The sequence below is a fragment of the Micromonospora sp. WMMD882 genome (genome assembly GCF_027497255.1).
Classification (GTDB): Bacteria; Actinomycetota; Actinomycetes; order Mycobacteriales; family Micromonosporaceae; genus Micromonospora.
Window position 1 is genome coordinate 1388812 of the sequence record NZ_CP114903.1, and the last position, 26601, is coordinate 1415412.

General features: G+C 74.1%; 32 protein-coding genes and 1 riboswitch. Of the genes, 25 read left to right on the forward strand and 7 right to left on the reverse strand.

The window, feature by feature from the left end:
* The first annotated feature begins 14 nt into the window (after positions 1 to 14).
* From selA to O7606_RS05145, 4 genes are all read left to right on the forward strand, one after another.
* Positions 15 to 1325, forward strand: coding sequence for an L-seryl-tRNA(Sec) selenium transferase (gene selA / locus O7606_RS05130; protein WP_281597878.1), 1311 nt, complete (start codon positions 15 to 17; stop codon positions 1323 to 1325).
* On the forward strand, positions 1316 to 3070 hold the full coding sequence (gene selB / locus O7606_RS05135; protein WP_281597879.1) for a selenocysteine-specific translation elongation factor: 1755 nt from the start codon (positions 1316 to 1318) through the stop codon (positions 3068 to 3070). The genes selA and selB overlap by 10 nt, the downstream gene beginning before the upstream one ends.
* A gap of 56 nt (positions 3071 to 3126) precedes the next feature.
* On the forward strand, positions 3127 to 3324 hold the full coding sequence (locus O7606_RS05140) for a hypothetical protein (protein ID WP_281597880.1): 198 nt from the start codon (positions 3127 to 3129) through the stop codon (positions 3322 to 3324).
* A 95-nt stretch (positions 3325 to 3419) separates the two neighbouring features.
* Complete coding sequence (locus O7606_RS05145) at positions 3420 to 3578, forward strand: amidophosphoribosyltransferase (protein ID WP_281599492.1); 159 nt, start codon at positions 3420 to 3422, stop codon at positions 3576 to 3578.
* Positions 3579 to 3585: 7 nt separating this feature from the next.
* Here the strand turns inward: O7606_RS05145 and O7606_RS05150 are convergent, their stop codons facing one another.
* Positions 3586 to 4239, reverse strand: coding sequence for a hypothetical protein (locus O7606_RS05150; protein WP_281597882.1), 654 nt, complete (start codon positions 4237 to 4239; stop codon positions 3586 to 3588).
* 133 nt (positions 4240 to 4372) lie between these two features.
* Here O7606_RS05150 and O7606_RS05155 point away from each other — a divergent pair, with 133 nt between their 5' ends.
* On the forward strand, positions 4373 to 4570 hold the full coding sequence (locus O7606_RS05155) for a hypothetical protein (RefSeq protein WP_281597884.1): 198 nt from the start codon (positions 4373 to 4375) through the stop codon (positions 4568 to 4570).
* Here the strand turns inward: O7606_RS05155 and O7606_RS05160 are convergent.
* The 3 genes from O7606_RS05160 to O7606_RS05170 form a co-directional block, all read right to left on the reverse strand.
* Positions 4567 to 5040, reverse strand: coding sequence for a hypothetical protein (locus O7606_RS05160; protein WP_281597886.1), 474 nt, complete (start codon positions 5038 to 5040; stop codon positions 4567 to 4569). The two genes, O7606_RS05155 and O7606_RS05160, sit on opposite strands and share 4 nt — an antisense overlap.
* A complete protein-coding gene (locus O7606_RS05165; RefSeq protein WP_281597887.1) occupies positions 5037 to 5246 on the reverse strand; it encodes a phosphatidylethanolamine-binding protein in 210 nt (69 codons plus the stop codon). Before O7606_RS05165 ends, O7606_RS05160 begins: the two co-directional genes overlap by 4 nt.
* A 117-nt stretch (positions 5247 to 5363) precedes the next feature.
* Positions 5364 to 6245: a universal stress protein gene (locus O7606_RS05170; protein WP_281597888.1), complete on the reverse strand. Its 882-nt coding sequence runs from the start codon at positions 6243 to 6245 to the stop codon at positions 5364 to 5366.
* Positions 6246 to 6364: 119 nt separating this feature from the next.
* Here O7606_RS05170 and O7606_RS05175 point away from each other — a divergent pair, with 119 nt between their 5' ends.
* From O7606_RS05175 to gcvP, 17 genes are all read left to right on the forward strand, one after another.
* Positions 6365 to 7111 carry an SAM-dependent methyltransferase gene (locus tag O7606_RS05175; protein WP_281597889.1) on the forward strand — a complete coding sequence of 249 codons (747 nt, stop codon included), beginning with the start codon at positions 6365 to 6367 and terminating at the stop codon, positions 7109 to 7111.
* A 74-nt stretch (positions 7112 to 7185) separates the two neighbouring features.
* On the forward strand, positions 7186 to 8355 hold the full coding sequence (locus tag O7606_RS05180) for a PP2C family protein-serine/threonine phosphatase (protein ID WP_281597890.1): 1170 nt from the start codon (positions 7186 to 7188) through the stop codon (positions 8353 to 8355).
* Positions 8356 to 8403: 48 nt separating this feature from the next.
* Positions 8404 to 8877, forward strand: coding sequence for a MarR family transcriptional regulator (locus O7606_RS05185; protein WP_281597891.1), 474 nt, complete (start codon positions 8404 to 8406; stop codon positions 8875 to 8877).
* A 380-nt stretch (positions 8878 to 9257) separates the two neighbouring features.
* Complete coding sequence (locus tag O7606_RS05190; protein ID WP_281599494.1) at positions 9258 to 9821, forward strand: CDP-alcohol phosphatidyltransferase family protein; 564 nt, start codon at positions 9258 to 9260, stop codon at positions 9819 to 9821.
* The gene (locus O7606_RS05195) at positions 9818 to 10729 is read left to right on the forward strand and encodes a DUF881 domain-containing protein (RefSeq protein ID WP_281597892.1); all 912 of its coding nucleotides are present in this window, start codon (positions 9818 to 9820) and stop codon (positions 10727 to 10729) included. Before O7606_RS05190 ends, O7606_RS05195 begins: the two co-directional genes overlap by 4 nt.
* Positions 10726 to 11058, forward strand: a complete 333-nt coding sequence (locus O7606_RS05200; RefSeq protein ID WP_281597893.1) for a small basic family protein — start codon at positions 10726 to 10728, stop codon at positions 11056 to 11058. The genes O7606_RS05195 and O7606_RS05200 overlap by 4 nt, the downstream gene beginning before the upstream one ends.
* Before the next feature lie 31 nt (positions 11059 to 11089).
* Positions 11090 to 12055 (forward strand): DUF881 domain-containing protein, encoded by a 966-nt coding sequence (locus O7606_RS05205; RefSeq protein ID WP_281597894.1) that lies wholly within the window; start codon positions 11090 to 11092, stop codon positions 12053 to 12055.
* Between the two features lie 67 nt (positions 12056 to 12122).
* A complete protein-coding gene (gcvH, locus tag O7606_RS05210) occupies positions 12123 to 12503 on the forward strand; it encodes a glycine cleavage system protein GcvH (protein ID WP_281597895.1) in 381 nt (126 codons plus the stop codon).
* Positions 12504 to 12725: 222 nt separating this feature from the next.
* Complete coding sequence (locus O7606_RS05215) at positions 12726 to 13178, forward strand: FHA domain-containing protein (RefSeq protein ID WP_275029596.1); 453 nt, start codon at positions 12726 to 12728, stop codon at positions 13176 to 13178.
* 50 nt (positions 13179 to 13228) lie between these two features.
* Entirely contained in the window at positions 13229 to 13936 is a 708-nt protein-coding gene (locus O7606_RS05220) for a MerR family transcriptional regulator (RefSeq protein ID WP_281599496.1), read from the forward strand.
* Between the two features lie 168 nt (positions 13937 to 14104).
* Positions 14105 to 14569 carry a bifunctional nuclease family protein gene (locus tag O7606_RS05225; protein ID WP_281597899.1) on the forward strand — a complete coding sequence of 155 codons (465 nt, stop codon included), beginning with the start codon at positions 14105 to 14107 and terminating at the stop codon, positions 14567 to 14569.
* 205 nt (positions 14570 to 14774) lie between these two features.
* Positions 14775 to 15365 (forward strand): MerR family transcriptional regulator, encoded by a 591-nt coding sequence (locus O7606_RS05230; RefSeq protein ID WP_281597901.1) that lies wholly within the window; start codon positions 14775 to 14777, stop codon positions 15363 to 15365.
* Between the two features lie 165 nt (positions 15366 to 15530).
* On the forward strand, positions 15531 to 15926 hold the full coding sequence (locus tag O7606_RS05235; RefSeq protein WP_281597902.1) for a group 1 truncated hemoglobin: 396 nt from the start codon (positions 15531 to 15533) through the stop codon (positions 15924 to 15926).
* A gap of 2 nt (positions 15927 to 15928) precedes the next feature.
* Complete coding sequence (locus O7606_RS05240; RefSeq protein ID WP_281597903.1) at positions 15929 to 17107, forward strand: globin domain-containing protein; 1179 nt, start codon at positions 15929 to 15931, stop codon at positions 17105 to 17107.
* Entirely contained in the window at positions 17104 to 17820 is a 717-nt protein-coding gene (locus O7606_RS05245; protein ID WP_281597904.1) for a cell division protein DivIVA, read from the forward strand. Before O7606_RS05240 ends, O7606_RS05245 begins: the two co-directional genes overlap by 4 nt.
* 73 nt (positions 17821 to 17893) lie before the next feature.
* Positions 17894 to 18742 carry an NAD-dependent protein deacetylase gene (locus tag O7606_RS05250; protein WP_281597905.1) on the forward strand — a complete coding sequence of 283 codons (849 nt, stop codon included), beginning with the start codon at positions 17894 to 17896 and terminating at the stop codon, positions 18740 to 18742.
* Between the two features lie 66 nt (positions 18743 to 18808).
* Positions 18809 to 18905: riboswitch (glycine riboswitch) on the forward strand.
* A 77-nt stretch (positions 18906 to 18982) separates the two neighbouring features.
* Positions 18983 to 21811, forward strand: a complete 2829-nt coding sequence (gcvP, locus tag O7606_RS05255) for an aminomethyl-transferring glycine dehydrogenase (protein WP_281597906.1) — start codon at positions 18983 to 18985, stop codon at positions 21809 to 21811.
* A gap of 96 nt (positions 21812 to 21907) precedes the next feature.
* On the opposite strand, the gene O7606_RS05260 is transcribed toward gcvP, so the two are convergent.
* Entirely contained in the window at positions 21908 to 22108 is a 201-nt protein-coding gene (locus O7606_RS05260) for a DUF5999 family protein (RefSeq protein ID WP_281599497.1), read from the reverse strand.
* Between the two features lie 123 nt (positions 22109 to 22231).
* Between O7606_RS05260 and O7606_RS05265 the strand changes: the two genes are divergently transcribed.
* On the forward strand, positions 22232 to 23425 hold the full coding sequence (locus O7606_RS05265; protein ID WP_281597907.1) for a chorismate-binding protein: 1194 nt from the start codon (positions 22232 to 22234) through the stop codon (positions 23423 to 23425).
* A 12-nt stretch (positions 23426 to 23437) separates the two neighbouring features.
* Here O7606_RS05265 and pip read toward each other — a convergent pair whose 3' ends face one another.
* Positions 23438 to 24433, reverse strand: coding sequence for a prolyl aminopeptidase (pip, locus tag O7606_RS05270; RefSeq protein WP_281597908.1), 996 nt, complete (start codon positions 24431 to 24433; stop codon positions 23438 to 23440).
* An 88-nt stretch (positions 24434 to 24521) separates the two neighbouring features.
* Here pip and O7606_RS05275 point away from each other — a divergent pair, with 88 nt between their 5' ends.
* Both O7606_RS05275 and def read left to right on the forward strand, forming a co-directional pair.
* Entirely contained in the window at positions 24522 to 25316 is a 795-nt protein-coding gene (locus O7606_RS05275; protein WP_281597910.1) for a TetR/AcrR family transcriptional regulator, read from the forward strand.
* A gap of 9 nt (positions 25317 to 25325) precedes the next feature.
* Complete coding sequence (gene def, locus O7606_RS05280; RefSeq protein ID WP_281597911.1) at positions 25326 to 25829, forward strand: peptide deformylase; 504 nt, start codon at positions 25326 to 25328, stop codon at positions 25827 to 25829.
* Here the strand turns inward: def and O7606_RS05285 are convergent.
* Positions 25815 to 26597 carry a GNAT family N-acetyltransferase gene (locus tag O7606_RS05285; RefSeq protein ID WP_281597912.1) on the reverse strand — a complete coding sequence of 261 codons (783 nt, stop codon included), beginning with the start codon at positions 26595 to 26597 and terminating at the stop codon, positions 25815 to 25817. The two genes, def and O7606_RS05285, sit on opposite strands and share 15 nt — an antisense overlap.
* Between the last annotated feature and the right edge of the window lie 4 nt (positions 26598 to 26601).

Sequence of the window (26601 nt, forward strand, 5' to 3'; positions counted from 1 at the left end):
TGGGGATGACGTCGATGTCCGGTGGTGTGGCCGATCCTCGGCGTCGGGTGCCGCGTACGGACGTGGTGCTGGCCGATCCGGCGGTGGCCGCGGCGGTGGCCGAGTTCGGCCGGCCCCGGGTGAAGGCGGCCGTCGGCGTCGCCCAGGAGCGGGCCCGTCGTGGCGAGGTCGCCCCGGAGGCGGTGGCGCAGGCGGCCCTGGCGGCGTTGGCCGCGCCGACGCCGCGGGTGGTGCTGAACGCGACCGGCGTGGTGCTGCACACCAACCTGGGGCGGGCGGCGTTGTCGGCGTCGGCGGTGGCGGCGCTGGTGGCGGCGGCCGGGCACACGGACGTGGAGTTGGATCTGCGGACGGGCCGGCGGGCCCGCCGGGGGCGGGACACGCTGGCCGTGTTGGCGGCGGCGGTGCCGCACGCGCAGGCGGCGCACGTGGTCAACAACGGCGCGGCGGCGTTGGTGCTGGCGGCGACGGCGTTGGCCGGGGGCCGTGAGATCGTGGTCAGCCGGGGTGAGCTGGTCGAGATCGGCGACGGGTTCCGGTTGCCGGAGCTGCTGGAGAGCACCGGCGCGCGGCTGCGGGAGGTGGGCACGACCAACCGGACGACGGTGGCCGACTACGCGGCGGCGGTGGGGGAGCGCACCGGGTTCGTGTTGAAGGTGCATCCGTCGAACTTCGTGGTGTCGGGTTTCACCTCGGCGGCGCCGGTGCGGGACCTGGCCGGGTTGGGCGCGCCGGTGGTGGTGGACATCGGTTCGGGTCTGCTGGCGGCGGATCCGTTGCTGCCGGCGGAGCCGGACGCGGGCAGCGCGCTGCGGGCCGGGGCGGCGTTGGTGACGGCCAGCGGTGACAAGTTGCTCGGTGGGCCGCAGGCGGGTCTGCTGTTCGGTACGGCGGACGTGGTGGACCGGCTGCGACGGCATCCGTTGGCGCGGGCGTTGCGGGTGGACAAGTTGACCCTGGCGGCGTTGGCGGCGACGGTGGCCGGTCCGGTGTCGCCGACATGGTCGGCGTTGCGGGCGGATCCGGTGGCGTTGCGGGGGCGGGCGCAGCGGCTGCGGGAGGATCTGGTGGCGGCGGGCCACGCGGCGGAGGTGACGCCGTGCGTGTCGGTGGTGGGTGGTGGGGGCGCCCCGGGGGTGGAGTTGCCGTCGTGGGCGGTGGCGTTGCCGCAGCGGTACGCGCAGCCGTTGCGGCTGGGTGAGCCGGCGGTGCTGGGTCGGGTGGCCCGGGGGCGGGTGTTGCTGGATCTGCGGTGTGTGCCGGCGGAGGCGGACGGCCGGTTGCGGGAGGCGGTCCTGCGGGTGGGCGGCGCGCGGTGTGGGTGATCGCCACGGCGGGGCACGTGGACCACGGCAAGTCGACGTTGGTGCGGGCGCTGACCGGGATGGAGCCGGACCGGTGGGCGGAGGAACGTCGTCGGGGCATGACCATCGATCTGGGGTTCGCCTGGACGCGGTTGCCGTCGGGGGGCACGGTGGCGTTCGTGGACGTGCCGGGTCACGAGCGGTTCGTGCCGAACATGCTGGCCGGGGTGGGGCCGGCGCCGGCGGCGTTGGTGGTGGTGGCGGCCGACGAGGGGTGGATGCCGCAGTCGGCGGAGCACCTGGCGGCGTTGGACGCGTTGGGCGTGTCGTTCGGGTTGGTGGCGGTGACGCGGGCGGATCTGGCTGATCCGGGTCCGGTGTCGGCGCGGGCCCGGGCGGAGCTCGCCGCGTCGTCGTTGGGCGAGGTGGAGGTGGTGGCGGTCAGCGCGGTCACCGGGGCCGGGCTGGCGCGGTTGCGGGCGGCGTTGGACCGGTTGGCGGCGCGGTTACCGCCGCCGGCGTTGGCGGGGCCGGTGCGGTTGTGGGTGGACCGGTCGTTCTCGGTGCGGGGCAGCGGCACGGTGGTGACGGGCACGTTGGGGGCGGGCCGGTTGCGGGTCGGTGACCGGCTGGCGGTGGCCGGCGTGGACGCCTCGGTGCGGGTGCGGGCGTTGCAGTCCCTGGGGGTGGCGCGGGATCAGGTGGACGCGGTGGCCCGGGTGGCGGTGAATCTGCGGGGGGTGGCGCGGGAGCGGGTGGGCCGGGGCGCCGTGCTGGTGTCGCCCGACGCGTTCGGCCTGACGGATCTGGTGGACGTGCGGGTGGCCGGCACGCCGGCCGGTGAGCTGCCGGCGACGGTGATGCTGCACGTGGGGTCGGCGGCGGTGCCGGCGCGGGTGCGGCCGTTGGGGGCGGACACCGTGCGGCTGCGGTTGGCCCGCGCGTTGCCGCTGTTGGTGGGGGATCGCGCGGTGCTGCGGGATCCGGGCCGGCGGCTGGTGGTGGGTGGGGTGACGGTGTTGGACGTGACGCCGCCGGGGTTGGCGCGGCGGGGCGCGGCGGCGGCGCGGGCGGTGGTGCTGGCCGGGTTGGACGGTCGGGCGGACGCGGTGGGCGAGGTACGTCGGCGCAGGCTGGTGCGGGCGGCGGAGCTGGCCCGGATGGGGGTGCCGGTGACGCTGACGCCGGTGGCGGGGGACTGGTTGGCCGACCCGGAGCACTGGGCGGGTCTGGCGGCGCGGTTGACGGCGGAGGTGGCCCGGTACGCGGGCGAGCATCCGTTGGAGGTGGGCGCGCCGGTGGAGGTGCTGCGGCAGCGGCTGGGGCTGCCGGACCGGGCGCTGGTGGAGGCGTTGGTGGGTCCGCCGTTGTGGTTGCGGGGTGGCCGGGTGGGCGCGTCGTCGGCGGTGGGGCTGCCGGAGCCGGTGGCGCGGGCGGTGCAGCGGGTGCGGGCCCACCTGCGGGGGCGGCCGTTCCGGGCCCCGGAGGCGGATCAGCTGGCGCGGTGGGGGTTGGGGGCGCGGGAGGTCGCCGCGGCGGCGCGGGCGGGGCAGTTGCTGCGCCTGGCGGAGAACGTGGTGTTGTTGCCGGACGCCCCGCAGGAGGCGGCGCGGGTGTTGGCGGGGCTGCCGCAGCCGTTCACGGTGGCGGCGGCGCGGGGGGCGTTGGACACGTCACGGCGGGTGGCGGTGCCGTTGCTGGAGCTGTTGGACCGGCGGGGGCTCACCCGGCGGCTGCCGGGTGACGTCCGGACGGTGGTGACGTGAGGGCCGGTTTCCCGAAGGTCGGGGTGGGGCGGGGGCTGTCCGGTTACGGTGCGGGTGTGGATCCGTCCGCGGTCTGGCGGGACCGGCTGCACCGGTGGCGCATCGAGGCGTACCGGGCGCCTGATCTGCGGTTCGCGGTGTTCGCGACGAACGGTCCGACGGAGTCTGCGCCGTTGTGGTTGTTCGGGATGCCGGCGTTGGCGCGGTGGTTGATGACGCACGCCATCGAGCTGGACGACCTGGAACCGGACTGACCACCCCGAACGGGTGACAACACCGCTTTTGCCCGTTTCGCCGCTCGGGTGGCCCTACCGTCGGCGAGGTGAAGGATCGAGGGCTGCGGGTCTTCGTGGCCGTGCTCACCGGTCTGGCGGTGCTCTACTTCGGCGGCGCCGGCCGGGACCCGGCCGAGGGTGGCCGGGTGTCCAACGGGGTGATCGTCCTGGCGGTGCTCGCCGCGCTGCTGGTGTGGCAGGTCACCAAACCGGGCGACACCTCGGCCAAGTAGCGGCCGGTTACCGGGTCGACGCGGCCCGGGTCACCGCGGCGGCCGACTCGGCCCCCAACGCCACCCGCACCAGCGCCGAGGTGAGCCGGCCGAGGTCCGCCGGCGCGACGAGCGCGGCCAGGTCCCGCGCCGAGGGGGGCAGGCCGAGCCGGTGGGCGCCGGCCAGGGCCCGCCGGTCGGCGAACGGCCGCAGGTCCGGCCAGACCGCCTGGACCTCCCGCAGGAAGATGTCCGCGCCGGTGGGGCCGATGCCGGGGAACGCGGTGAGCAGCCGGCGCAGCCGGTCCGGGTCCCCGGCGCCGGCGGCGCGCAACCGACGCAGGTCGCCGTGCCACCGCTCCAGGCACAGCCGCGCTCCGGTACCCAGCAGCGTGGCGGTCCGTTCGTCGTAGCGGCGGTAGTGGCCGCGACCGAGAGCGTCGACGCGGTCCTGCCAGTCGGCGGCCTCCATCCGCTGCGGCGTGGTCCAACCGGCGGCGAACAGCTCCCGGGCGGCGGCCACGGCCACGCCCGCCCGGATCCGGGTGCTGAGCAGGGTGGCCAGCACCAGCAACTGGTAGAGGGCGGCAGGCCGGTCGGCTAACCGGATGCCGGCCTCGTCGGCGTAGGTGTGGGGTTGGCGGCGCAGCAGGACCCGGGCCAGAGTGCGGTGGTCGCTCACGGTGACCGGATACCCACCGGCGGGCCGGTTCAGCCGTCGGACGGGCGGCCCGCCGCATGGGCCCGACCGGGTCGGGTACGCGGTGCGGACGCGGCCCGCGACGGTGGGTCGCAGGTTCCGGAAGGAGACTCCCGTGACGAACCCGCAACAGCCCGAGCTGCGACGTAACGGCCGCAACGACGCCGTACAGGACGCGAAGGGCCCGGGCCCGGGCGCGCGTCCGCGTGGCGGCGCCTCCCGGGGCGACGAAGGTCGTCCGGTGCCCCGCGGCCAGAGCTCCCCGTACGGGCCGGCCGCCGGGCAGGTCGCCGACGACGACAGCGACGACTAACCCCGCCATGGGGTGGCTGGCCGTAGCCGGTTCCAGGTGGCGGCGGCCACCACCCCGTACACCAGGTGCGGCACCAGGTCGGACAGCCAGTCCACGCGGCTCCACCGGCGCGGGTCGGTGACCCCCAGCGCGGTCATGCCGCCGTCGGAGAGGGCCATCACGCCCAGGCCGAGCACGGTTGCCGACACCGGCAGCGGTGGCCGGCGTCCCCGGGTGAGCAGCGCGAACCCCACCGCCGCCCCGACGCCGAGCCCGTAGCCGAGCAGCGGCCCGAGACCGGCGCGGCGGTTGGCCGCCGGCTCCGACGGCCCGAGGTCGACGTGCGCGGCGTCGGCGAGCCGTCCGGCGGCGGCGTCCGGGGTGCCGCTGGCGGGTCGGGCCCGGGCCACCATGTCCAGGTAGGTGGTCATGTTCAGCGCGGTGCTGCCGGCGGCGCCGGCGATCATCGCGTCGACCAGGGCCCCGCTCATCGCGGGTCGCCGGGTTCCCGCTCGCCCTTCGGGCCGAAGGTCCGCTCGCCACGGGGCACGCCCCGCTGGCCCCGGTCCTGTTGCAGGATCCGGTTGGCGACCTCGTCGGCGGCGCCGTCGGCGGCGCGTCCGGAGTTGTCCACCTGGTTACGCAGGCGGGCGCGTTGCTTGTCGTAGGCGTTGCTGCCCGGTCGTGGTCCCGGCATGACGTCGTCCCCTCCGTGCTGGTGGTCACCTTCCGCAGGGCCGGGTACCCGCCGTGTCGGCGGCCATGCCGCCCACCGGCCCTGGCCAGGCGGCCGTGCCGGGCCGGCCAGCGGCGCTCAGTGCGGGGGACGGACCACGGCCACCGGGCAGGCGGCGTGGTGCAGCATGGACTGGCTGACCGAGCCGAGCAGCAGGCCGGTGAGCTCGCCGTGCCCGCGAGCGCCCACGACCAGCAGTTGGGCCTGCCGGGACGCCCCGGCCAGGGCCGGGCCGGGCCGGTCGCGCGCCACCTGCCGGGTCACCGGCACCTGCGGGTAGCGGTCGGCGAGCCCGGCGACGGACTCGGCCAGGAGCCGCTCCTCGTCGCCGCGCAACGCCGTGTCGTCGTGCACGAGGGGTTGCATGTCGCCGGGGCCGGTGGAGGCGGGATGCCGGTAGGCGTGCAGCGCGACCAGGCCGACGCCGCGCGCGGCGGCCTGCTCGGCGGCCACCTCGACGGCGTACCGGGACAGCGGGGAGCCGTCCACGCCGACGAGCACCGGCGCGCCGGGGCGGTCGACGCCGCGGGCCACCAGCACCGGGCAGTCGGCGTGCGCGGCGACCTGCACGGCGACGGAGCCGACCAGCAGCGCGGTGAACCCGCCGAGCCCCCGGTCGCCGATGACGACCAGGGCGGCGGTCGGTGACTCGCCGAGCAGCACGGCGGAGGCCGCGCCGTCGATGATCTCGCCGGTGATCCGCAGGTCCGCGTCGACCCGCTCGGCTTCGGCGACTGCCTCGTCGACGAGGTGGCGGGCCTGCTGGCGCAGCCCGCCGGCGCGCGGCCCGCCGGGCGCCGGCTCCCCGCTGACCCGCAGCAGCGGCCAGATGAAGGCGTGCACGATCCGCAACGGCCGTCGACGGCGGCCGGCTTCGGCGGCGGCCAGCCGCACGGCGCGCAGCGCGGCCGGTGAACCGTCCACACCGACGACCACCGCCGCCGAGTCCGCCGTGTTCACCTCGTCGTCTCCTTCCCGTGACTCCCAGTATCGCCTGCGTGCGGGTCGTGGCGGGCCGATACCGGCCGGCCGGGGCGTCGGTACGCTGTCGGCCACCACAGTGGAGAGGGACGACACGCATGGACGAGCCGAGCGGGCCGAGCACCGCACGTATGATCGACTTCTGGTTGGGCGGGGACGACCACTTCCCGGTCGACGTGGCCGCCGCGCGGGCCTTCGAGCAGGCGTACGGGCCGTGCGCGCCGGTGTTCCGCTCGCTGCGGGCGTTCCTGGGGCGGGCGGTGCGGCACGTCGCCGACGCCGGGGTGGATTCCTTCCTGGTGTTCGGGGCGGGGGTGCCGACGTGCGGCAACGTCCACGAGATCGTCCCGCAGGCCCGGGTGCTCTACACCGATCTCGACCCGGTGATCGTGCGGCACGGCCAGCGGCTGCTCGCCGGCCAGAACCGGGTGGGCTACGGCTTCGGCGACGCCCGCGACGTCGCCGGCATCGACCCGGCGCTGCGGGAGCGGTTCCTGCCCGGTTGGGGCAGCCGCCCGGTGGGGCTGGTGTTCCTCGGGCTGGCCGCGTTCCTCGACGACGACACCCTGGCCGGCGTCCTGGACGACCTGTACGAGGCGGTGGCCCCGGGCAGCCGGCTGGCCGTCGACTTCGACACCGAGGAGCTGGCCGGGTATCCGCAGGCGCTGGCGATGATGGGGCCCGAGTTCCGGATGCGGGCCCCGAAGGAGTTCGCGGCGCTGCTGGGGCGGTGGCAGCCGACCGACGACGGGATCGTGCCGGTGGCCCGGTGGCGTCCGGACGGTTCGCCGGAGCAGGTGCCGGACGCGTTCTACGGGGCGGTGGCGGTCAAGCCCGCCGGGTGAGGGCCGGCGAGAGCGCCGGGGCGTCCTCCGTATGCTTGCTTGCCGTACGGCAAACAGTTTCTCGGAGGGTATCCATGCCGCAGGCGCCCGCATCGGTGTCGCGCGTGTTGCGTCACGCCCCGCCGGACCGGCTGGTCGAGGTCGCCGACCGGGCCATCCGGTCGGCGACCGGCGCGGTGCGGACGGACGTCTTCGTCGCCGACTACCGCATCGCCGGGCTGTGGCCGGTGTTGGACCCGAGCCTGTCGGCGTCCGACCCGTCGGCCGGCGGTGACGACGCGCAGCGGTGTTTCCGCAGCCAGCAGCCGGTTGTCGACAGCCCTGACGGGGGCCGGTGCCGGATGTGGTTGCCGCTGACCGTGTGGGGTGAGCGGCTGGGCGTGCTGCTGGTGGAGTTGTCGGGGCCGCCCGCCCCGGAGACGGTGGACTGGGTGGGGGAGGTCGCCGGTGACCTGGCGGTGGCGTTGCGCGCCGCCGACCGGGAGACCGACAGGTACCGTCGGGCACGCCGGCGGGAACGGCTGACCATGGCCGCCGAGCTGCAGTGGGACCTGCTGCCCGGACGCAGCCTCACCCATCCGGCGTTCCGGCTGGCCGGGCAGCTCGAGCCGGCGTACTCGGTGGGCGGGGACCACTTCGACTGGTCACTGGACACCGACCGGTTGACCGTCACGGTCCTCAACGGCACCGGCAGCGGTCTGTCCGCGGCGTTGCTGACGTCGGTGGCGGTCAACGCGATGCGCAACGCCCGCCGGTCCGGGGGCAGCCTGGTCGAGCAGGCGGAGCTGGCCTCGGACACGCTGTTCTACCAGCACCGGGGCGTCCGGCACGTGGCGACGCTGCTGTTGGAGGTGGACGTGCGCCGGGGCCGGGTGCGCGCGGTCGACGCCGGGTCGCCGCACCTGCTGCGGGCCCGTGCCGGCGCGGTCGAGCGGATCACGTTGGAGCAACAGTTGCCGCTGGGCATGTTCCCCGAGACCCGCTACCACCCGCAGGAGTTCGACCTGGACGTCGGGGACCGGCTCTTCGTGGTCAGCGACGGGGTGTACGCGGCCGATCCGACGGGCGCGGAGCCGTACGGGTCGCGGGCGATGGCCCGGTCGATCCGGTCGACGCGGCTGCAACCGGCCGCCGAGGCGGTTGGTACGGTGATGCGCGAACTGCACGCCTACCACGCCGACGCGGATCTGCGCGATGATGCGGTGGTCGTGTGCCTTGACTGGCGGGGCGGGTGGGAGCAGTAGCCGTACGTGTGGGGTAACCACGAGCGGGACAATCGCAGGGGACATCGGGTGGAGCGACCTCCGAATCTGGCTGCGGCGATCGAGGCGGCCGCCGGGGCTCTGGTCGGCGTGCTGGAGCAGGCCGGCTCCCGGCACAGCGTGTCGGTGCCGCCGACGCAGCTTCGGGTGCTGTCGATCGTCAGCGCCCGGCCGGACACGAACGTGAACCGGTTGGCGGAGCTGCTGGACGTGGTGCCGTCGTCGGCCAGTCGGCTCTGTGACCGGTTGGAGGCGACCGGCCTGTTGCGGCGGGTGGCCGATCCCCGGGACCGGCGGGAGGTGCACCTGGTCCTGACCCCGGCGGCGGAGAACCTGCTGCGGGAGATCACCGAGCGGCGGCACCGGGCGGTGCAGGCGGTGCTGGACCAGATGCCGCACCGGACCCAGCACGAGTTGCTGCTGGCCCTGGCGGCGTTCGGTCAGGCGGCCGCGTTGGTGGAGGCGGCCGCCGCCCCGCAGGACCGGACGGCCTGGACGGCCTGAGCGTCCCACACTCTTTCATCCTAGGACGATTTACAGAATATGGCACCCGCCACCAGCGCCACCCAACCGCCTCGACGACCGGAAACGGAAAAAGCGAGAGCCACACCCAGCGCAACGACCAGCCGCACGGAGTGGTCACGGGGGCCGGATATAGTGGCACCGCAGCGGGCCAGCCCATGATCGTCACGACCGGGCCGGGCCGCCGATCGCCCCGGCCCGGGGCGGAGGGCGCCCGACAGCGCACGTTCCTCCGCAGCGCCCCGACCGTCGGCCGGGAGTCGGACCTGTCACGGAGGGGAGGGTCGGTGACGCGTCGCGAGGTTCGGCCGGAGCGCTCCCGGCCCTCCGGTGACGCCGCCGACCGGGCCACGGACTCCGGGGTGTGGACGGTGCCCAACCTGATCAGCTTCGTGCGGCTGCTCGGGGTGCCGCTGTTCCTGTATCTCTTCCTGAGCCTGCGGGCCGACGTGGCGGCGATCGTGGTGCTGGCCGTGGGCGGCACCACCGACTGGGTCGACGGCTGGGTCGCCCGGCGGCTGCGTCAGGTGAGCCGGTTGGGGGAGCTGCTCGACCCGTTCGCCGACCGGCTCTACATCCTCGCCACGCTGCTGGCGTTCACCGCCCGGCAGGTGGTGCCGTGGCAGTTCACCGTCGCGCTGCTCGGCCGGGAGGTGCTCCTGCTCGGCGCGTTGGCCGTGCTGCGCCGCCACGGGTACGGTCCGCCGCCGGTGCACTACGTCGGCAAGACCGCCACCTTCCTGCTGCTGGCGGCGTTCCCGATCCTGCTGCTGGCCGCGACCGTCCCGGCCGCGGCCGGGGTCGCCACCGCGATCGGCTGGGGGCTGGCCTGGTGGGGCCTGGCGCTGTACTGGGTGGCCGGTTTCTTCTACGTGGTGCAGGCCGGCCAGCTCGTGCGGGTCCGTCGCGGGGAGGGCGCCCGATGAGCGGCCCCGACCGGCGTGAGCGCGGCTACCCGGCGGACTTCCTCACCGAGCTGTTCCGCAACCCGCTCGACGCCGGCTACACCGACGCGGCGGCCCGGCGACGCTCGCAGCCGCCGTCACCGGCGCGGCTGCGGGCCGGCCGGGCGGTCACCGCGGTGGTGCTGGTGGCGTTGGGGTTCCTGCTCGCCGTGGCGTACCGGCAGACGGTCGAGGAGGAGCCGAGCCGCAGTCAGGCCCGCTCGGGGCTGGTCGACCAGATCCGGGACCGGCAGGACGAGACCGACCGGCTGACCGCCCGGGCCGAGCAGTTGCGGGCGGAGGTGGCCCGGCAGCGCGACGCCGCCCTGTCCCGCAGCGCCGCGGCCCGACTGCGCGACCTGGAGGCGGCCACCGGGCTGGGCCCGGTCCGCGGTGACGGGGTGGTGGTGCGTCTCGCCGACGCCCCGGACAACGCCGACGTGGTGACCGGCGCCGGCGGTCCCGGGCCTGGTCGGGTGCTCTACCGTGACCTGCAACTGGTGGCCAACGCGTTGTGGGCGGCGGGCGCGGAGGCGATCGCCGTCAACGACCAGCGGTTGACCTCCACGTCGACGATCCGGTCGGCCGGGGAGGCCATCCTGGTGGACTTCCGGCCGGTGACCGGGCCGTACCGGGTGTCGGCGGTCGGGCCGGAGTCGATGCGGGACCGGTTCGAGGCCAGCTCGGCGGCGGCGCTGCTGCGTCGGGTGGCCGAGCAGACCGGGCTGTCGTTCGGCGCGCGGGAGGTCGAGGGGCTGACCCTGCCGGAGGCGGCGACCGATTCGGCCCTGCGGTACGCCCATCCGCCGCCGTCGCCGTCAGGTTCCTCCGTTCCGCGGCCGTCCGGGTCGGGAACGTCGTCTCCCCGTTCTTCCGGAGGTGGCCGATGATCGCGGTGCTGGCGCTGATCGCCGGGGTGGCGCTCGGGGTGTATCTGGATCCGACCGTTCCGGCCGGGCTTCAGCCGTACCTGCCGATCGCCGTGGTGGCGGCGCTGGACGCGGTGTTCGGCGGGGTCCGCGCCAAGCTGGACCGGATCTTCGACGACAAGCAGTTCGTGGTGTCGTTCATCTCGAACGTGCTGGTGGCGGGCCTGATCGTGTATCTGGGTGACCAGTTGGGCGTGGGTGGTCAGCTCTCCACGGGCGTGGTGGTGGTGCTGGGTGTGCGGATCTTCGGCAACGTGGCCGCGATCCGCCGGCATCTGTTCCGGGCGTAGTGGCCGGTTTTCGGGCGTAGGTTGGCAGGCGATGAGCGACGAACGCGACGACACGGGCACCGGCTGGCCGGAGCCGACGGGCCCGTCCCGGCCGATCGGGCCGGCGGCCGAGCCGGATCCCCGTCCGGACGCCCCGGATCCGGACCAGACGGCGCCGCTGCGGGCCGAGCCGGTCGACGACGACGTGGCCGAGCGGCGTCCCGTGCCGTCGGAGCCGTCGCCGGACGATCCGACGGTCGAGTTGACCCGTCGGCGGCCGACGGCCGGCGAGCAGGAGCCGGTCGCCGCGACGCCGCCGCGGCGACCGGTCAGCGTGGCCTCGGTGATGATCGTGGTGTTGCTGGCGCTGCTGGGGTTCACCCTGGTGGTGCAGTTGAGGAGCACCTCGGCGGATCCGACGTTGGCGGCGACCCGGCAGGAGGACCTGGTGCGGATCCTGTCGGACCTGGACGCCCGGGAGAGCCGGCTGCGGCAGGACATCGCCCAGTTGGAGGAGAGTCAACGGCAGTTGGCCTCGGGCGCGCAGGGCCGTGAGGCGGCGTTGGAGGAGGCCGCGCGGCGAGCTGACGAGCTGGGGATCCTCGCCGGGACGCTGCCGGCGACCGGGCCGGGGATGTTGATCCGGCTCAGCGGCGGCGGCAAGCCGGTGTCGGCCAGTCGGGTGCTGGACGCGGTGCAGGAGCTGCGGGGCGCGGGCGCGGAGGCGATGCAGATCTCCGGTGGGTCGGGCTCACCGGTGCGGATCGTCGCGTCGACGTACTTCCTGGACGGCGACGGCGGTGGGCTGGTCGTGGACGGGCGGCGGATCTCGGGGCCGTACGCGATCATGGTTATCGGTGATCCGGCCACGATGCGAACGGCGTTGAACATTCCCGGCGGGGTGGCCGCATCGATCAGGGGTGACGGCGGTACCGTGCTCTTCGAGGATCGTGCGGCGGCCGAGGTTTCGGCGTTGCACGCGCCGATCAGGTTGGAACACGCCCGTCCGGTCTCCTGACCGTACGGGCGGCGCCGGGCGACCCCCGGCGCGCCGTTTGTCGGTACGAGGACGAAGGACGCGTCTGGTGATTCCCGAGGACCTGCGGTACACCGCCGAGCACGAGTGGGTGGCGGGTGACGGCGACGGCCCCGTGCGGGTCGGCATCACCCATTTCGCGCAGGACGCGCTGGGTGACATCGTGTACGTCCAGTTGCCGGACGAGGGCGCGGTGGTGGCGGCGGGCGAGTCGTTCGGCGAGATCGAGTCGACCAAGAGCGTGTCGGAGATCTACGCGCCGCTGAGCGGCACGGTCTCGGCCCGCAACGAGGCGCTCGCCGACACGCCCGAGGTGATCAACACCGATCCGTACGGCGACGGCTGGTTGGTGGAGATCCGCCCGGACGATCCGGCGGCGGTGGCGGGTCTGTTGACCGCGGCCGCGTACCGGGACGTCACCGGGAGCTGAGTTTCCTTTCGCCGGAGCGAGGGTCGTCTCCGCGCGTCCGGTTGCCCTGCATTTCGGCGCTGGCTAGGCTCGCCCAGTCGACCGAGACAACCCAAAATTAGTTGAGCGTCGTGGAAATAGCCTTCCCGGGCACGGGGAGCCAGCCGCCGGGTGTTCCTGGGCCCGGCGGCCAAGACCGGTCATTACCCGACGCCGACCGAACAAGATCCGTGAGGTGGTCCCATGACGCGCCCAGACGACGAGTTCCCCCCGCTCGACGTCACGTCGACGCTCAATCTCGGCTCGCTCGACGAGGTCCTGGAGGGCCCGGACGCCGACGTGGTGCCGAGCCGGATGTCGGGCTCGCTGCCGCCGGGTATGGCGTTGCTGGTGGTCCGTCGCGGGCCGAACGCCGGCGCCCGGTTCCTGTTGGACCATGACGTGACGACCAGTGGCCGGCATCCCGATTCCGACATCTTCCTCGACGACGTGACGGTGTCGCGTCGGCACGCGGAGTTCCACCGTGACGGTGGCACGTTCACGGTGCGGGACGTGGGCAGTCTCAACGGCACGTACGTGAACCGGGAGCGCGTGGAGGCGGCGACGCTGAGCAACGGCGACGAGGTGCAGATCGGTAAGTTCCGCGTCGTGTTCATCGCCGGTCCGCGCCCGGAGGAGGAGGCCGGCCGGGGGTGAACGAGCCTGCGGCCTCCATGCCGCCCGGGGCGGCCCGGTCCCAACCGCTGATGAGCATCGGCGAGGTGCTGGCCCAGTTGCGGGTGGACTTTCCGGACACCACGATTTCGAAGTTGCGGTTTCTTGAGGCCGAGGGCCTGGTGGAGCCGCAGCGCACCCCGGCGGGGTACCGGAAGTACAGCTGGGACGACGTGGCCCGGTTGCGTTTCGTGTTGACCGCGCAGCGGGACCAGTACCTGCCGTTGCGGGTGATCCGTGAGCAGTTGGCGGAGTGGGACGCCTCGTCGGACGGTTCCGGTCGACCGCGGCCGACGCTGGTCGCGGTCGGTCCGGGCGGTGAGGTGCCGGGGCGTGCCCCGGCGGAGCCCGAGCCGGTCGAGTCGGCCGCGGTCCGGTTGAGCCGGACGGATCTGGTGGCCCGCAGCGGGGTGGACGAGTCGACGCTGGGTGAGCTGGAGCGGCTCGGGGTGGTGGTGTCGAGTCCGCCCGGCTGGTACGACGGCGACGCGTTGATCATCGCGCAGGCGGTGGCCGGGTTGGCGGCGTACGGGCTGGAGCCGCGGCACCTGCGGGCGTTCCGGACGGCCGCGGACCGCGAGGCGGGCCTGTTCGCGCAGTTGCTGCTGCCGTTGGCGCGGCAGAGCGACCCGCAGGCGCAGGCGCGGGCGGCAGAGACGGCCCGGGAGTTGGTGGCGTTGTCGCAGCAGTTGCACGCGGCGTTGGTGCGGGTGAGCCTGCGGTCGTCGCTGGGTCGGTGAGCGGTCGGCAGAGATCTGTCCGGCCGTAGCGTGCCGTAGGCTTGCGGGGGTAATCCCTCTCTGTCGCGGGTGCGCGGCGGGCGTGGTGCGCGGGGACGCTCCTTCCGGGGGCGCGTGTACCGTGCAGGGAAGGCGCGGTGCGTAGGTGACGACGACACGGAGGCGGCGGTGCGCGAGCTGAGCGTGGTCGGAGTGCGGGTGGAACTGCCCACCAACCAGCCGATCGTCCTGCTCAGGGAGGTCGAGGGGGACCGCTACCTGCCGATCTGGATCGGCGCGGTGGAGGCGACGGCGATCGCCTACGAGCAGCAGGGGGTGAAGACGGCCCGCCCGTTGACCCATGATCTGCTGCGGGACGTGCTGGCGGCGTTGAAGGCGCCGCTGCGGGCGGTGGAGATCATGGAGCTCAAGGAGAACGTCTTCTACGCCGACCTGCTGATCGGTGACGGCCTGCGGGTGTCGGCGCGGCCGAGCGACTCGATCGCGTTGGCGTTGCGGGTGGGCGCTCCCATTCGTTGTGCCGAGCAGGTCCTCACCGAGGCGGGGATCGTGATTCCCGACGAGCAGGAGGACGAGGTGGAGAAGTTCCGGGAGTTCCTGGACCAGGTGCGCCCGGAGGATTTCGCCGGTTGACCCCCGCCGTCGAGCGGGTTCACCGGGTGGGCGGCGCGACAGCAGCCGCCACCCGCTCTGGTGACGGTGCGTGAAGCACGGTGATCGTTCGGCGTGTCGCGCCCGTGCCTGCCCGGTGACTCCTGAACCGCGCTATAGGGTTGCGGTGTCGAGGGGTGCGCGTCCCGCGAGCGACGTGGCGCCGCACGGGCGGGGAGGTTTCGGGATGCACGGGCCACGAGATTCTGATCCGGGTACGGCGTCGCAGAGCCCGGACGTGGTGTCGCCGTCGGCGACCGACAGTGACGGCTCGGTGGGCTACCGGGGCGTGACGGCGTGCGCGGCGGTGGGGATCAGCTACCGCCAGTTGGACTACTGGGCGCGGACGGCGCTGGTGGTGCCGAGCGTGCGGGACGCCTCCGGGTCGGGTACGTCCCGGCTGTACTCGTTCCGGGACCTGGTCGTGTTGAAGGTCGTCAAGCGGCTGCTGGACGCCGGGGTGTCCCTGCAGAACATCCGCAAGGCGATCGAGGCGTTGCGGTCCCGTGGGGTGGGTGACCTGGCGGGCATCACGTTGATCTCCGACGGGACGACCGTGTACGAGTGCCGGTCGCCGGAGGAGGTGGTCGACCTGTTGCAGGGCGGCCAGGGGGTGTTCGGCATCGCCATCGGCGGCGCGTTCAAGGAGATCGAGGGTTCCCTGTCGCATCTGCCGGCGGAGCCGGCGGTGGCCGGGGTCGAGGAGCCCACGCCGACCGCCGGCGACACGGTGGGTGACGAGTTGGCGGCGCGGCGGGCACGCCGCCGGGCGGGTTGACCGAACGGTTGAGCGTCACCCGTCCGCTGTGGACGCCACCGGGACGCCGACAGGCCGGGCGCGGGTCGTCCACAGCGGCACGCTAAGGTCCGTCACACGGTTGGCTGGCGTGGCTGCGCGGGTTGGGCCAGCGACCGCGCTGTTCCCCTCCCGGAAGGAAACCCCGTGACGGTTACCGAGCAGACCTCCCCCTCGCACTACGAACGTATCGGGGGCGCGGCCTCCGTGAAGACCGCGGTCGACCTGTTCTACGACCGGGTCCTGGCCGACCCGGAGCTGGCCGGCTACTTCTCCGGCGTGGACATGGCGCGGCAGCGCCGGCACCTGGCGTTGATGCTGACGGTGGTGCTGGGCGGTCCGAACGAGTACGCCGGTCGGGGGTTGGCCGAGGCGCACCAGCCGTTGGGTATCACCGTCGCGCACTACCAGCGCGTCGGGGCGCACCTGGTGGACACGCTCACCCAGTTGGGGGTGCCGGCGGACGTGCTGGACCACGTGGGCGTGGTGCTGGCGCAGGTGCAGGACCAGGTGGTGGCCGCCGGGAACCGTCCGGGCGTCTGAGCGTGGACGTCGCGCGGCTCAAGCAGAGCTGGCATCAGGTCGCGGCGTACGGTGACCAGGTTCCGCTCTATTTCTATTCGGCGTTGTTCCTGTCCCATCCGGAGACCCGGCAGATGTTCCCCACGAACATGGCCGGGCAGCGGGACCGGCTGGTCACGGCGCTGGGGCACATCGTGTCCCACGTGGACCAGGTCGACCGGCTGACGGGGTTCCTGGGGGATCTGGGCGCGGACCACCGCAAGTTCGCGGTGCGGCCGGAGCACTATCCCGCGGTGGGGGAGGCGTTGCTGGCGACGCTGCGGCACTTCCTCGGTGACCGGTGGACCGACGAGCTGGCCCGGGACTGGGCCGGCGCGTACGGGCTGGTGTCGCAGGTGATGATCGAGGCGGCGCAGGCCGCGGAGCAGGTCCACCCGCCGTGGTGGGTGGCGGAGATCGTCGGGCACGAGCGGCGCACGTTCGACGTGGCGGTGCTGACGGTGCGCCCGCAGTACCTGCTGCCGTTCGTCGCGGGCCAGTCGATCGGGGTGTCGCATCCGGCGGTGCGGGCGTGGCGGTACTACTCGCCGGCGAACGCGCCCCGCCCGGACGGCACCCTGGAGTTGCACGTGCGGGCGGCGCCCGGCGGGGTGGTCAGCTCCCGCCTGGTGTACGGGTGCGCGGTGGGCGACCACATCCATCTGGCGGCGCCGGTGGGGGAGCGGTTGACCCTGTGGCCGGCCGGCGGCGCGGATCTGCTGCTGTTGGCCGCCGGCACCGGGTGGGCGCCGGTGCGGGCGCTGGTGGAGCAGGTGGCGGCGGAGGGCGCCCGACGGCGGGTCGACCTGTACGTGGGGGCGCGGTCACGGACGGAGTTCTACGACACCGAGATGATCGACAAGTTGGCCGCGACGTACCCGTGGTTGACGGTGACGTACGTGGTGGGCGTGGATCCGCGGCGTCCGGGGGAGGTCGTGCAGGTGGTGGACCGGGCGTTGGCCGACGGTGACTGGCGGTCCCGGCACGTGTACGTGTGCGGTTCCGACGAGATGGTGGGCCGGGCGGCGCAGACGTTGGCGGCGGCGGGCTACCACGCCGGTCAGGTGCACCATGAGGGGCTGGGCCGGCACTGGTACGGCCCGGCGTGGCGGACGGCGGTGGATGCTTCCCCGGCGGGAGACGAGTCCGGAGGTGCCCGGTGAGCGCGACCCCGATGAGCGGCTACGACGGCGTGCAGGTGACGCCGCAGGTGCGGATGACCGCCGACCGGGTGCGCCGGTGGGAGTTCTCCTCGGCGTCGTTCACCCGCCGCGGCTACGACCACCAGGACGTGGACCGGTTCCGGATGCAGGTGGCCGACGAGCTGGATCTGCTGGCCGCGCAGTTGGCGACCCTGCGGGCGGAGAACGAGCGGCTCACCGATCGGGTGGAGCTGCACCGGCACGGGGTGATCCCGAACGCCGGTCCGGCGGCGCCGGCGGCGAAGGAGGTGAACCTGCTGTCGGCCGCGCAGCGGGAGGCGGAGCAGATCATCGCCCAGGCGCACGACTACGCGCGTCGGGTCGCCGAGTACGCGCGGATGCAGTACGACAGCTATCTGCAGGCGGCGGCGGAGGAGGCCCGGCAGGAGGCGGAGCGGGCGGTGCAGGACTACCGCCGTGCCGCCGGGCCGCAGTTCGACGACTCGGTGGCCACCCGGGAGGCGTTGCGCATCTACGGCGAGATGATGATCGCGCACATGCAGTCGGCGGCGCGGCAGCTCGACGACGGCAGCGACCATTTGGCGCGGACGATGCAGCGGCTGGCCGCCGGGCAGGCTCCGCCGGGCGGCCAGCCGCCGGCGGTGGGGCACGGCGGGCCGCCGGGCGGGCAGCAGCCGGCGGCGCTGCCCCGCCAGTACCACCCGCAGCGGTGACCCACCGGGCCGGGCCACGACCCGGTGGCCCGGCCCGGTGGTCGTGACGGGTCGGCTGAGGCAGCATGGACACGTGACGGAGCAGGTCGACGCCCTCGCCGCGCTGGTGGCCGGCGGTCAGGTGGTGGTGCTCAGCGGGGCCGGGTTGTCCACCGAGTCGGGCATCCCGGACTACCGGGGGCCGAGCGGGGTGGCGCGCCGGCACGCTCCGATGACGTACCAGACGTTCACCGGTGACCCGTCGGCGCGTCGGCGCTACTGGGCGCGCAGTCATCTGGGGTGGCGGCTGGTGGCGCGGGCGGCGCCGAACGACGGGCACCGGGCGGTGGCCCGTCTGCAGCGGGCCGGGCTGGTGGATTCGGTGATCACCCAGAACGTCGACGGGTTGCACACGGCGGCGGGCAGCCCGCGGGTGGTGGAGCTGCACGGCCGTCTCGACGAGGTGGTGTGTCTGGGGTGTGGCGCGCGCGGCGGCCGGGAGGAGCTGGACGGGCGGTTGCGGCGGGCCAACCCGGGGTTCGACGCGACGGTCACCGCCGTCAACCCGGACGGTGACGTGGATCTCACCGACGACGAGGTGGCCCGGTTCCGGCCGGTGGACTGCGCGTCCTGCGGCACGGGCATGCTGAAACCGGACGTGGTGTTCTTCGGCGAGTCTGTTCCGGCGACCCGGGTGGCCCGGTGTTTCGACCTGGTGGGCTCGGCGCGGCTGCTGCTGGTGCTGGGGTCGTCGTTGACGGTGATGTCGGGTCGCCGGTTCGTCACGTACGCGGCCAGACGCGGCATCCCGGTGGTGATCGTCAACCAGGGGGTCACCCGGGGCGACGGGTACGCGACGTTCACCGTGGACGCGCCGCTGGGCCGGCTGCTGCCGGCCCTGGCCGACCGGGTCACCGCCGCGGGCGCCCTGACCGCCCCGTAGGGGGCGTGGCGTGGGGCTCGACACGCGGCGGAAACACCGGCGCTGGTAGCGTTGACCATGCCGGTACCCACCCACGCGGGAGAGACCACCCGGATGTCACGGGTGGCGCCGAAGGGGCAACCCCTCCCCGGAACCTCTCAGGCAGAAGGACCGCGTGGGGCAGGCACTGTGGAGCGCCGTGCCCGGGCGTGACAGAGGGGGAGGCCGACCCGTCGACCTCACCTCCCGGGAGCGCAACCCATGACCGCAGCACCGTTCGCCGCCCGCCACATCGGCCCCGATCCGGACAGCGAGCGCCGGATGCTGGAGGCGGTGGGCTACGGCTCCGTCGAGGAGCTGATGGACGCGGCGATCCCCGAGGTGATCCGCTGGCACGGCGGCCTGGACCTGCCGGCGGCGGCCACCGAGCAGGAGGCGGTCGCCGAGCTGCGGGCCCTGGCCGCCCGCAACACCGTGGCCGTGTCGATGATCGGTCTGGGCTACCACGGCACGCACACCCCGGCGGTGATCCGCCGCAACGTGCTGGAGAACCCGGCCTGGTACACCGCGTACACCCCGTACCAGCCGGAGATCAGCCAGGGCCGGCTGGAGGCGCTGCTGAACTTCCAGACGATGGTCACCGACCTGACCGGTCTGGCCACCGCCAACGCGTCGATGCTCGACGAGGCCACCGCCGCGGCGGAGGCGATGACCCTGGCCCGGCGGGCCGCCAGGGCGACGAGCAACGTGTACGTCGTCGACGCGGACACCCTGCCGCAGACCCTGGCGGTGATCGTCGGTCGGGCCGAGCCGCTCGGCATCGACGTGCGGGTCCTCGACGTCGACGTCGACGATCTGCCGGAGCAGTTCTTCGGTCTGCACCTGCAGTACCCGGGCGCGGGTGGGGCGGTACGCGACCATGCCCGGCTGGTCGAGGCGGCACACGCGGTGGGCGCCCTGGTGACCGTCGCGGCGGACCTGCTGGCGTTGACGCTGCTGCGTCCGCCGGGTGAGATCGGCGCGGACGTGGCCGCCGGCACCACCCAGCGGTTCGGGGTGCCGATGGGGTTCGGCGGCCCGCACGCCGGCTACCTGGCGGTGCGGGCGGGCCTGGAGCGGATGCTGCCGGGCCGGCTGGTCGGGGTGTCCCGGGACGCCGCCGGCGACCCGGCGTACCGGTTGGCCCTGCAGACCCGTGAGCAGCACATCCGCCGGGAGAAGGCGACCAGCAACATCTGCACCGCGCAGGTGCTGCTGGCGGTGATGGCCGGCATGTACGCCGTCTACCACGGCCCGGACGGGCTGCGGGAGATCGCCCGCCGCACGCACGCCATGGCGGCGCGGCTGGCGGCCGGGTTGCGGGCCGGCGGGGTCGACGTGGCGCACGTGGCGTTCTTCGACACGGTGACCGCGTGGGCGCCGGGCCGGGCCGCCGCGGTGGTCGCGGCGGCGGGGGAGCGGGGGGTGAACCTGCGGCTGGTCGACGCCGACCGGGTCGGGGTGTCCTGCGACGAGACGACCACCGAGGCGCACCTGGGGGCGGTGTGGGCGGCGTTCGGGGTCGACGCGCCGCCGGCCGGGCAGCAGCCGCCGGACGCGCTGCCGGCCGGCCTGGTCCGCGACAGCGACTTCCTGACCCATCCGGTGTTCCACCGGCACCGCTCGGAGACGGCGATGCTGCGGTACCTGCGGCGGCTGGCCGACGCCGACTACGCGCTGGACCGGGGCATGATTCCGCTCGGGTCGTGCACGATGAAGCTGAACGCCACCACCGAGATGGAGCCGGTGTCCTGGCCGGAGTTCGCGCACCTGCACCCGTTCGCGCCGGCGGAGCAGACCGCCGGCTACCGGGAGCTGATCGCCCAACTGGAGCGTTGGCTGGCCGAGGTGACCGGCTACGACGCGGTGAGCGTACAACCCAACGCCGGCTCACAGGGGGAGCTGGCCGGTCTGCTGGCGATCCGCTCGTACCACCGCAGCCGCGGGCAGGGTCACCGTGACGTGTGTCTGATCCCGTCGTCGGCGCACGGCACCAACGCCGCGTCCGCGGTGATGGCGGGCATGCGGGTGGTGGTGGTCGGCTGCGACGCCGACGGTGACGTCGACCTGGCCGACCTGGACGCCAAGATCGACCAGCACCGGGCGGACCTGGCGGCGATCATGGTGACGTACCCGTCGACGCACGGCGTGTACGAGAGCGGCATCGCCGGGTTGTGCGCGAGGGTCCACGACGCCGGCGGCCAGGTGTACGTCGACGGCGCTAACCTCAACGCCCTGGTCGGCTACGCCAAACCGGGCCGGTTCGGGGCGGACGTGTCGCACCTGAACCTGCACAAGACGTTCTGCATCCCGCACGGCGGGGGCGGCCCCGGGGTGGGGCCGGTGGCGGTGCGGGCGCACCTGGCGCCGTTCCTGCCGGGGGACTCCCTGGCCGGCCCGGACCGCGACCGGCCGGCGGTGTCGGCGGCCCGGTACGGGTCGGCCGGGATCCTGCCGATCCCGTGGGCGTACCTGCGGATGATGGGCGCCGACGGCCTGACCCGGGCCACCGGCACGGCGGTGCTCGCGGCGAACTACGTGGCGGCCCGGCTGCGCGCCCACTACCCGGTGCTGTACGCCGGCAACAAGGGCCTGGTGGCGCACGAGTGCGTCCTGGACCTGCGGCCCCTGACGAAGGCGACCGGGGTCAGCGTCGACGACGTGGCGAAACGACTCGTCGACTACGGCTTCCACGCCCCGACGATGTCGTTCCCGGTGGCCGGCACCCTGATGGTGGAGCCCACCGAGAGCGAGGACCTCGCCGAGCTGGACCGCTTCTGCGCGGCGATGATCGCCATCCGCGCCGAGATCGACAAGGTCGCCTCGGGGCAGTGGCCGGCGGGGGACAACCCGCTGCGCAACGCCCCGCACACCGCGGCGATGGTGTCGGCCGACGAGTGGCCGCACCCGTACCCGCGGTCGGTGGGCGGCTACCCCGACGGCGTGGACCGCGCCGGCAAGTACTGGCCGCCGGTGCGTCGCGTCGACGGCGCGTACGGCGACCGGAACCTGGTGTGCGCGTGCCCGCCACCGGAGGCGTTCGCCGGGTGAGCGGCGCCGACCTCACCCCGCCCCGGCGCGGACAGGTCGGGGCGGGCGGCTAGCCTGTGCACCGGCGACGACGCCGGCGGGTCGACCAGGGGCAGGTCAGGCGACGAGGACGTGCCGGGCCGGCCCACGGTGCGGGGCGATGGTGCGGCCGTCGGGAAGCAGCTCGCCGGTGTCCTCGAACACGATCACCCCGTTGCAGAGCAGGCTCCAGCCCTGCTCGGGGAAACAGGCGAGGACACGGGCGGCTTCCCGGTCGGTCGCCTCAGCGGAGGGACAGGTGGGTTGGTGCTGGCACATCGGGTTCTCCGGGCTGTGGGGGAACTGTGTCATGGTTCACATGACCAGTGACGCACAGTACCAAGCCGACGGGCGCGGTATCGACAAGCAACCGACACCGTTCCCACGAAATCCGCTGAACGGATGAGGCAGCATGAGCCGGTCGGCGTGGAAACGCTCCCACAGCGGCTGATCGACGCCCCCGCCGCCCCCACCCACTGCCGACCCCACCTCGTCGAGCGGGCCCGACTCCAGTGGCACACCACCGACGGCGGCGACCCCGCCCGCCTCGCCCAGGACTTCCTCACCGCCCACGGCCTGCCCGTCACCGACCTCGCCCGCCCCGCCCACCACCACCCCACCGGCGTCTGCGGCGCGTCCCTGTATCTCTCCGCCGCCGCCGGCGCCCACCTGACCGGCGCCCCACCCGGCCCACCCACACCCGTACCCACGCTGCCCGACCTCGTCGTGATCGTCTACCACCACGGCCGACCCCCCATCCCACCGGCCGACCCGCCGCCCCGCCCGTGGCGGCTCGGCCCCTGGCAGCCCAGCTGGACCCCCACCGCGCACGCCGCCGCCGTCGACACCGTCCGCGCCGCCATCGGCCGCGGCGACGTCTACCAGGTCAACCTCGTCGGACACGCCACCGCACCACACACCGGCGACCCCCTGCCCGCCCTCACCCGCCTCGGCGCGCTGCCCGGCGCCCGCTACGGCGGCACCCTGCACGGCGACGGCTGGGCCATCGGCTGCGCCTCCCCGGAAACCCTCGTCGCCGTCCACGCCGGCCGCGCCGTCACCCGCCCCATCAAAGGCACCCGCCCCGCCACCGGCCAGGGCCACCGCGACCTGCTCGCCTCCGCGAAGGAACGCGCCGAACACATCATGATCGTCGACCTGGAACGCCACGACCTCGGCCGCATCGCCCGCACCGGCACCGTCCACGTCGACGAGCTGTTCACCGTCCGCCGCTGGTGCGACCTGTGGCAGGCCGAATCCAGCATCTCCGCCGCCGTCGCCGACGGCCTCGGCCTGGCCGACCTGCTACGCGCCGTCTGCCCCGGCGGCTCCGTCACCGGCGCCCCCAAAATCGCCGCCCTACGCCACATCGCCGCCGCCGAACCCGTCGGCCGGGGCGCCAGCATGGGCGCCCTCGGCTGGATCGGCGCCGGCCACCTCGACCTCGGCCTGACCATCCGCACCGCCGCCGCCGACCCCCACCGGCTGCACCTGTGGGCCGGCGGCGGCATCACCTGGGACAGCGACCCCACCGCCGAGGTCGCCGAAGCCGCCGCCAAAGCCGCCCCGCTACGCGCCGCCCTCACCGGCCACTGACCACCACCCCCTTCACCCCCCGGCGAACCCGTCCACCGCGGCTACCACCGCCTCGGCCATCCCCGGCCCACCCGAGCCGTGCCCGGCCGCCTCCACCACCACCAACCGCGCCTCCGGCCACGCCCGCGCCAACCGCCACGCCCCCTCCAACGGAGTGGACACGTCCCACCGGCCGTGCACCAGCACCCCCGCAATCCCCGCCAACCGCGACGCCCCCCGCAACAACTGCCCCTCGTCGAGAAAACACCCGTGCCGCCAGTAGTGCGTCACCAACCGCGCGAACACCATCCGGAACCCCGCGTCAGCGAACCGAGGATCCGGCCCCCGTCCCGGCACCGTCGCCACATGCGTGTCCTCCCACGCGCACCACCGCCGGGCCGCCCGCTCCCGCACCACCGGATCCGGATCCACCAGCAACCGCGCGTACGCGTCGGCCAGACAACCGTCCCGGTCCGCCACCGGCGCCCCCGCCCGAAACCGCGCCCACTGCTCCGGAAACACCCGCCCCATGTCCCGCAGGATCCACTCCACGTCCCGCCGCTCACCCAACGTCACACTGAACAACACCAGCTCCGACACCCGATCCGGATGCCGCTGCGCGTACGCCAACGCCAACGTGCTGCCCCACGACGCCCCCAACACCAACCACCGCCGCACCCCCAGGTGCTCCCGCAGCCGCTCCAGATCCGCCACCAGACGACCCGTCGTGTTCGTCGACAGATCCACCCCCGGATCCCCGGCGCCCGGCGTGGACCGCCCACACCCCCGCTGATCCAGGAACACGATCCGGTACCGGGCCGGATCGAAGAACCGCGCCCACCCCGGCGAACACCCCGACCCCGGACCACCATGCACCACCACCGCCGGCTTACCGTCCGGATTCCCACCCACCTGCCAGAACACCCGCTGACCGTCACCGACGTCGAGCATCCCCCCGGCATGCGCCCGCATCTGTGGATACACCACGACCCCCTCACCCGGTCCACCACGAACACGACCCACCACCATCACCCACCACCGGCCACCCCGGCCACCCCCTTTCCCCACCCACCCGACCGGCGTACGCCGTACGAACCGGCCGCTAGGGTGAACCACGATGACCACCGAGTACAGCGGCACCGGCGACCCCGCCCGCAGCCTCGCCCTGCTCTGGCGCACCCGCGAACGCCCCCACCGCAAAGGCCGCACCGACCTCACCGTCGACCGCATCGTCCACGCCGCCATCACCCTCGCCGACACCGACGGCCTGCCGGCCCTGTCCATGCGCCGCGTCGCCGAACACCTCGGCGTCGGCACCATGAGCCTCTACACCCACATCCCCGGCAAAGGCGAACTCCTCGACGTCATGCTCGACACCGTCCACGGCGAACCCGACCCCGAACCCACCCCACCCGACGCCGACTGGCGCGCCCGACTGGCCGCCATCGCCCGCAACGCCTGGGCCCGCTACCTACGCCACCCCTGGCTGCTGCAGGTCGCCACCACCCGCCCACCCCTGGGCCCCCACGTCATCGCCCGCTACGAACACGACCTACGCGCCGTCGACGGCCTCGGCCTCACCGACCTCGAAATGGACGCCGTCGTCACCCTCGTCCACGGCTACGTCCACGGCGCCGTCCGCGGCGCCGTCGAAGCCGCCCAGGCCGCCCGCCACACCGGCATGACCGACGACCAGTGGTGGCACGCCCACGCCCCCTACCTGGAAAAAGTCCTCGACGCCCGACGCTGGCCCACCGCCGCCCGCGTCGGCGCCGCCGCCGGCCAGGAATACGGCGCCGCCACCGACCCCACCCGCGCCTTCACCTTCGGCCTCGACCGTATCCTCGACGGCGTCACCACCCTCGTCGCCGCCCGCCGACCCACCCCGCCACCCAACGCCACCGACGACTAACCTGCCGCCATGACCATGCGCCCCATCCGGATCATCGGCGACCCCGTCCTGCGCACCCCCTGCCAACCGGTCACCCACTTCGACGACGCCCTACGCGCCCTGGTCACCGACCTGATGGACACCCTCCTCGGCGCCCCCGGCCGCGCCGGCGTCGCCGCCCCCCAGATCGGCGTCGACGCCCAGGTGTTCGTCTACGACGCCGACGGCCACCGCGGCCACCTGATCAACCCCACCCTCGAACTGTCCACCGAGCTCGACCACGACGACGAGGGCTGCCTGTCCATCCCCGGCCTGTACTTCCCGACCCCCCGCGCCCGCCACGCCACCGCCCACGGCTTCGACCAGCACGGCCAACCCCGCACCGTCACCGGCACCGGATTCCTCGCCCGCGCCCTGCAACACGAAACCGACCACCTCGCCGGCACCCTCTACGTCGACACCCTCCGCGGCGACACCCGCCGCCGCGCCCTGCGCGACATCCGCGCCGGCCGCTACGACTCACCCCGCCGCTGACCCACCCCACGCCGACAACGTCGTCTCCTCGTACCCGGCCACCACCGTGAACCCCAACCGCCCGTACAACCGCAACGCCACCGCGTTGTCCGCCCGCACGTTCAACACCACATGACCCACACTCGCCCGTAACCGCCCACACAGCCGCGCCAGCACCGCCGCCGCCAACCCCCGCCCCCGCCACCGCGGATGCGTCGCCACGTTCCCCACCGCCGCCACCCCGTACCCCGGCGACCACACGTGCACCCCCGCCACCGCCACCAGCTCCCCACCGCGCCGCAACCCCACGTACGGCCCCGCCGCCAACATCCCCGGATCGAACCAGTTACCCGGATACGCCACCGCGTACAACGCCACCAACTCCGGCAGATCCGCCACCGTCAACGCCACCCCCTCCGGCCGCACCCCCGCCAACCGGCCCGGATCCGTCAACGCCAACCTCCGGTGCGCCACCACCGGCCCCACCCGCACCACCCCACCCACCGCCGCCGCCACACCGGGGGACAGGTGCGCGTGCACCCGCGCCGGCAACACCGGCGCCGCCCCCACCAACACCTCCGCCAACGCGCCCACCCGCTCCGGCCGCGCCAACGCCACCACCGTCGCCGGAACCACCCCGTGGAACATCAACACCACCTCGTCCCCACCCCGCCACCACGTCGTGAACGGCCACCACACATCATCAAGATCACCCAACTGGTACGCGTGCAACACCGGATCCCGCCCCAACAAACCCGCCAACACCCCCCGGTCATGCTCCGCCCGCACCCCC

Coding starts and splice junctions, on each gene's coding strand:
- selA (WP_281597878.1), top strand. CDS start 15: ATGTCCGGTGGTGTGGCCGATCCTCGGCGTCGGGTGCCGCGTACGGAC.
- O7606_RS05160 (WP_281597886.1), bottom strand. CDS start 5,040: ATGAGCGGGGCCCTGGTCGACGCGATGATCGCCGGCGCCGCCGGCAGC.
- O7606_RS05165 (WP_281597887.1), bottom strand. CDS start 5,246: ATGCCGGGACCACGACCGGGCAGCAACGCCTACGACAAGCAACGCGCC.
- O7606_RS05175 (WP_281597889.1), top strand. CDS start 6,365: ATGGACGAGCCGAGCGGGCCGAGCACCGCACGTATGATCGACTTCTGG.
- O7606_RS05180 (WP_281597890.1), top strand. CDS start 7,186: ATGCCGCAGGCGCCCGCATCGGTGTCGCGCGTGTTGCGTCACGCCCCG.
- O7606_RS05195 (WP_281597892.1), top strand. CDS start 9,818: ATGAGCGGCCCCGACCGGCGTGAGCGCGGCTACCCGGCGGACTTCCTC.
- O7606_RS05200 (WP_281597893.1), top strand. CDS start 10,726: ATGATCGCGGTGCTGGCGCTGATCGCCGGGGTGGCGCTCGGGGTGTAT.
- O7606_RS05205 (WP_281597894.1), top strand. CDS start 11,090: ATGAGCGACGAACGCGACGACACGGGCACCGGCTGGCCGGAGCCGACG.
- O7606_RS05215 (WP_275029596.1), top strand. CDS start 12,726: ATGACGCGCCCAGACGACGAGTTCCCCCCGCTCGACGTCACGTCGACG.
- O7606_RS05220 (WP_281599496.1), top strand. CDS start 13,229: ATGAGCATCGGCGAGGTGCTGGCCCAGTTGCGGGTGGACTTTCCGGAC.
- O7606_RS05230 (WP_281597901.1), top strand. CDS start 14,775: ATGCACGGGCCACGAGATTCTGATCCGGGTACGGCGTCGCAGAGCCCG.
- gcvP (WP_281597906.1), top strand. CDS start 18,983: ATGACCGCAGCACCGTTCGCCGCCCGCCACATCGGCCCCGATCCGGAC.
- O7606_RS05260 (WP_281599497.1), bottom strand. CDS start 22,108: ATGTGCCAGCACCAACCCACCTGTCCCTCCGCTGAGGCGACCGACCGG.
- O7606_RS05265 (WP_281597907.1), top strand. CDS start 22,232: ATGAGGCAGCATGAGCCGGTCGGCGTGGAAACGCTCCCACAGCGGCTG.
- pip (WP_281597908.1), bottom strand. CDS start 24,433: ATGGTGGTGGGTCGTGTTCGTGGTGGACCGGGTGAGGGGGTCGTGGTG.
- O7606_RS05275 (WP_281597910.1), top strand. CDS start 24,522: ATGACCACCGAGTACAGCGGCACCGGCGACCCCGCCCGCAGCCTCGCC.
- def (WP_281597911.1), top strand. CDS start 25,326: ATGACCATGCGCCCCATCCGGATCATCGGCGACCCCGTCCTGCGCACC.